At 75.1% G+C, this 4,807-nt stretch carries 5 protein-coding genes and 1 pseudogene; 3 read left to right on the top strand and 3 right to left on the bottom strand.

Translation table 11 applies throughout. The annotated features are described in order from the left end of the window. The coding region (locus tag SSNG_RS32500; protein ID WP_241695178.1) for a DUF4232 domain-containing protein at nucleotides 1-716 on the top strand (716 nt) is incomplete at its 5' end. Here SSNG_RS32500 and SSNG_RS32495 read toward each other — a convergent pair. Together SSNG_RS32495 and SSNG_RS32490 are read right to left on the bottom strand one after the other, a co-directional pair. Next, nucleotides 713-1,228, bottom strand: coding sequence for a DoxX family protein (locus tag SSNG_RS32495; RefSeq protein ID WP_007268186.1), 516 nt, complete (start codon nucleotides 1,226-1,228; stop codon nucleotides 713-715). The two genes, SSNG_RS32500 and SSNG_RS32495, sit on opposite strands and share 4 nt — an antisense overlap. A 121-nt stretch (nucleotides 1,229-1,349) precedes the next feature. Further along, complete coding sequence (locus SSNG_RS32490; RefSeq protein ID WP_007268185.1) at nucleotides 1,350-2,960, bottom strand: FAD-binding oxidoreductase; 1,611 nt, start codon at nucleotides 2,958-2,960, stop codon at nucleotides 1,350-1,352. Nucleotides 2,961-3,030: 70 nt separating this feature from the next. Here SSNG_RS32490 and SSNG_RS32485 point away from each other — a divergent pair, with 70 nt between their 5' ends. Beyond that, nucleotides 3,031-3,660 (top strand): TetR/AcrR family transcriptional regulator, encoded by a 630-nt coding sequence (locus tag SSNG_RS32485; RefSeq protein WP_007268184.1) that lies wholly within the window; start codon nucleotides 3,031-3,033, stop codon nucleotides 3,658-3,660. A 10-nt stretch (nucleotides 3,661-3,670) separates the two neighbouring features. Here the strand turns inward: SSNG_RS32485 and SSNG_RS32480 are convergent, their stop codons facing one another. Continuing rightward, nucleotides 3,671-4,096, bottom strand: coding sequence for a subtilase-type protease inhibitor (locus tag SSNG_RS32480; protein WP_042802531.1), 426 nt, complete (start codon nucleotides 4,094-4,096; stop codon nucleotides 3,671-3,673). Between the two features lie 360 nt (nucleotides 4,097-4,456). Here SSNG_RS32480 and SSNG_RS32475 point away from each other — a divergent pair. Further along, a pseudogene (locus SSNG_RS32475) lies at nucleotides 4,457-4,807 on the top strand (lantipeptide synthetase); the annotation flags it as partial.

The raw sequence follows: 4,807 nt of genomic DNA, 5'->3' as shown, positions 1-4,807 counted from the left end.
GGAGTTCCATCATGCGCATCCACCGGAGCCGTGCCGCGGCCCTGGCCACCCTCACCGGGCTCGTCCTGGGCCTGACCGGCTGTGAGGGCGGCGGCGCGGCGGCCAAGGGCCCTTCGACGAGCCCGAGCGCGGGTACGGCGGCCTCCGGGTCCGCTCAGGCCGCGACTCCGACGCCGACACCGACGCCGTCCCGCTCCGACACGCCCGCGCCCGCGCCCGGCACGAGTGCCACGCAGGCGGGGCCGGACGCCAAGGGCAGCGGCGGGCCCGGCACCGACGACAGCTACGCCTACACCCACCCCTGTTCCGCACGGGACCTCACGGTCAAGCTGACCTCGCCGGCGGGCTTCCCGGCCACGGTGCGCGTCATCACGGTGACGAACAACGGCTCCACCACGTGCGGGCTCGCCTTCCACCCCGCCGTCGGGTTCAGCGCCAAGGGCGAGGCCCTCGGCATCCAGGCGACGCCGCCCGACGGCCTCGGCGGTGCTCCGGCGCACCCGGTCCGGCCGGGAGCCACCACGTACGCGGCCGTGGACCTCAACCCGTCGGGCGGCGGCGGACCCGTCGCCGACGAGATCGTCATCCTGGCCGACCCGGACCACATGCCGAACGCGGTCAGCGTCAGGCTGCCGCTCGCCGCTCCGGGCACCGTCGCCCGCCCGAAGGTCGGCCTGTACCACTTCACCGACCGGGACTCGTTCAAGACCCTTTAGGGGGTCTCCTGCTGCCCCTTCGCCCGCTTGGCGACGACCGCGGCCGCCGCGACGGCGCTGGTGGTGAAGGCCAGCGCGAGCATCCACCGCTGGTCGAAGGTGTGGCCCGTGGCGTGGTCGAGGGAGTAGCGGCCCGCGCCGGCGAGGCCGATGGCGGCCGCGGTGAACCCGAGGAACGCCGGGTACTCGAATCCGCCGGACTGCGCGAAGAAGCCGGCCGGGGCGTGGACGGACACCGCGCCGGCCATGGCGCCCGCCGCCACGGCGCCGGCGGCCGGGGTCGCGAGGCCCAGGACCAGCAGGGCCCCGCCGCCGGTTTCCCCGAGCCCGGCGGCCAGGGCGCTCTGCCGGCCGGGGGTGAAGCCCATGTGCTCCATGGCGGCGGCGGTGTTCTCCAGACCGCCGCCGCCGAACCAGCCGAACAGTTTCTGGGTGCCGTGTGCCATGAGCACGGCGCCGGTGCCGGCGCGGAGGGCCAGCAGCGCGAGGTCGCGTCGGTTGATGCAGCTCATCGAAGTCTCCCTGGGACACGGGGCCGGATGCCGGATGCCGGGAACATCCGTATCCGTTCCGGGCGACGACGCCCCGCGTACGGGAATAGGTCCGCCGATCGGGCGAGCGGCCGGCGGCCCGTCAGCCCACGAGGACGCCGGGGTTGAGGATGCCGCGGGGGTCGAGCGCGTCCTTCGCGGCCCGCAGGGCGAGCGCGAAGGGTTCGGGGCGCTGGAGGTCGTAGCCCGGCCGGTGGTCGCGTCCCACGGCGTGGTGGTGGGTGATGGTGGCGCGGTACCGGTGCAGGACCTCGCCGGCGACGGCCTTGAGGTCGTCCCACAGGGCGACTCCGTCCTCGGGCCTGCCTGCGGCGAGGACGGTGAAGTAGGGGGCGGCGCCGTCCGGGTAGACGTGCGTCAGGCGGCAGTTGACGGTGGCGGGGTGTCCGGTGGCCTTGAGGGCGGCCGCGCCGACCTCGGTGCGTACGGCGTCGATCAGGGCGGGGACGCGGTCCCAGGTGGCGGCCGTCTCGAAGGTCTCCGCCACCGCGCCCATCCGGACGAGGCCGTCGCGGAGGTAGGGCATCCGCAGGAAGGCCGCGCGCCAGGCGCCGACGGCCGCGTCGCCGCCCCGGCCGGTGTCCGCGCCGGGCCGGCCGCCGTGGGAGCGGGCCAGTTCGACGGCGCGGGCGAGCCTGCCGTCCACCGGTTCGTGCGCGGATTCGAAGCCGAGGACGAGGACGGAGCCGCCGTCGTGGGCGGCGCCCGACAGGGCCGCCTCGCCCGGGTCGAGGAGGCGGCAGTTGGCGGGTGAGAGGTCGGACTGCGCGAGGTCGCGCACCGCGCGGAGGGCGGCGTGGAAGTCCGTGAAGGAGACGGCCGCGGAGGCCTTGTGGCGGGGGCGTTCCTGGAGCCGCATCCAGGCCTCGGTGATGACGCCGAGCGCGCCTTCGGAGCCGAGGAAGAGGCGGTCGGGCGAGGGGCCCGCGCCGGAGGCGGGCAGCCGCCAGGAGCCGCTGGTCCCGGCGGGGGTGACCACCCGCAGCGACTGGACGAAGTCGTCGATGCGGGTGCGTCCGGTGGCGTAGTGGCCGCCGGCCCGGGTGGCGAGCCAGCCGCCGAGGGTGGAGAACTCGAAGCTCTGCGGGAAGTGGCGCAGTGTCAGGCCGTGCGGGCGCAGCTGTGCCTCCAGGTCCGGCCCGAGGGCGCCGGCCTGGATGCGCGCGGCGCGCCCCTCGGTGTCGACCTCCAGGACGCGGCGCATCGCGGTCAGGTCGAGGGACAGCACCGAGCGGTGGGCGTCGCCGCGGTACTCCACTCCGCCGGTGACCGAGGAGCCGCCGCCGTACGGGACGACCGCGGTCCCGTGGCCGCCGGCCCAGTCCAGCAGGTCGGCCACGTCCTGCTCGTCGGCGGGGCGGGCGACGAGGTCGGGTATGCGGCCGGGCCGTCCGCGCAGGGCGCGCGCCACGTCGCGGTAGGCCTTCCCCATGGCGTGGCCGGCGCGGTCCGCCGGGTCGGAGGTGACCAGGTGGGCGAGGGCGGCCGGCGGCTCGACGGCGGGGTCCCCGATGCGGAGGGCGCGTACGAGGTCCCGTACGTCGGGGACGGGCAGGGGCCGGGCGAGGGTGCCGGGGAGCAGGGCCCCCATCGCGACGCATTCCGCATCGGCGGGGTGCTCGTCGGCCCAGCCCCAGCCCCACCAGGAGCGGGTGCGGGTGCGGGGAGCCGGCCGGGGGGTGGTGCCGTCCATGGAGGTACTCCAGAGGTCGCCGTGGCACGAACTTACCTTGAGGTAAATTACCTACTGGTAAGATCGGCTCATGGCAACCCCTTCCTCGAAAGCCGGTACCAAGGGAGTCCCCCGCGAACACCGTGCGCGGCAGATGCTGGACGCCGCCGCGGAGGAGTTCGGCACCCGCGGCTTCGCCGCGGCGTCACTGCCGGCGATCGCGGCGCGGGTCGGCGTCACCAAGACGCTGCTGCACCAGTACTTCGGCACGAAGGAGGACCTCTACGTGGCCTGCCTCGTGCCGGTCGGCGACCGGCTCCTGGGGGCGATCCAGGCGGCGATGGGGCCGGACGGGACCACCCCGCAGACCCCGTTGCGGGTGCTCGACGCGATCTTCACCGCGCTGGAGGGGCGGCGGGAGTCGTGGTTCGTGCTCTACGACACCACCCTGCCGCCGGGCGGGGAGGCGGCGCGCACGGCCGCCGGGTACTGGGCGGCCATCGACCGGCTGGCCGCCGCCGGCACCGCCGAACTGCTGCGCGGTGCCGGATCCGCCGACCCGCTGGACGCCGACGCGCTCCTGTACGTGTGGCGGGACCTGGTGGCCACCCTGGTCCGCTGGTGGGTCAAGCACCCGGAGCAGACCCCGCAGGCCATGACCCGGCGCTGCGCCCGCCTCTTCGCGGCGGCCGCGTCGCTCGCCCCGGAGGGCGGCCGCTGATCCCGCGGCGTCAGAAGGCGTAGAGCGGGTTGCCGTTCAGGGTGGCCGCCATCTCGCAGGGGTTGGGGAAGGTGTGCTGCCAGGCGACGCGGCTGCCGCGCCAGACCCCGTCCGCCGTGACCGTGACGGGGGCGTACTGCCGGGGGCAGGGGCGGTCCGGGGCCGGGGCGGCGAGCAGGCGGTCGAGCTTCCCGCCCGTGGCGCCCAGCGCGTCGCACGCGGCCCTCGGGTCGGGGTGCGTGCCCTCGGCGGTGTAGGCACAGCTGAGGGTGACGGCCCGCAGGGCGGTGCCGGTCGCGGCGTCGCGGCCCTGGATGACGCCGAAGACCATGGCGGACGGACCGTGCGGGGTCGCGGGCGCGGCCTCCGCCGCGCCCGTGGCGCCGGCGAGGCAGAGGAGGGCGGCGGCGGAGACTGCTGCTAAGCGGTGACGCACGACAGGACTCACTTTCGATTCAAAGGTTGAAACTGGCCCTATCTCTGCTATCCAGCGGCCAGTTGGGGGTGACACTGCCAGATCCGAAAGGCCTCCGCATACCGAGGATCGATTTACGGACGGGCCGTTCGGATATCGGATCCCTGGTGACGGCGGTCTCCGCTGCGCCGAAGGGTCGTCCAGCGTGACCGGATCGGTGCGGCGGCGGGGCCGGCCACGGATTCGGCGACGGCGCGGGCCGGGGCGTGCGGGGCCCAAGTGACCCGTGCGTACCGCACGCCGGGCTGGTGACAAACACGACTGTCGCGGGCTCCTCGCCGCGTGCCACCTTTGCTCCCGTCACCGACCGAGGGAGCAGGTGTGAACAACGGGCACGCGGCCTTCTGCGACGCCGACCGCTGGTTCTACGACGCCCCGTACCGGCGCGCCGGCGAGGAGTTCCCTGCGGCCACCGCCCCCGTACCCGAGGGCTGGCGCTCGCACCGCAGCGGCGACTGGCTCGCCCTGCGGCCCCTCGGCCTCCGGCTCCCCCCGCAGGGCTGGAAGATCCACGTGTCGGCCCGCCTCGACAACGCGGAGTCCGTCCTCGACCGGGTCCACGGCTACTGCGTGCAGCGGCGGATCGCCTTCAAGTTCGTGCCCAGCGGCTACCTGCTGCACCTGCGCAACGCCAAGTACGCGGACCGCGCGGCGAGCGGGAAGTTCCTCACC

The sequence above is a fragment of the Streptomyces sp. C genome, assembly GCF_000158895.1.
Taxonomy (GTDB): domain Bacteria; phylum Actinomycetota; class Actinomycetes; order Streptomycetales; family Streptomycetaceae; genus Streptomyces; species Streptomyces racemochromogenes.
The sequence above is the reverse complement of the archived record's forward strand: the minus strand, read 5'-3'. Positions and strand labels throughout refer to the sequence as shown.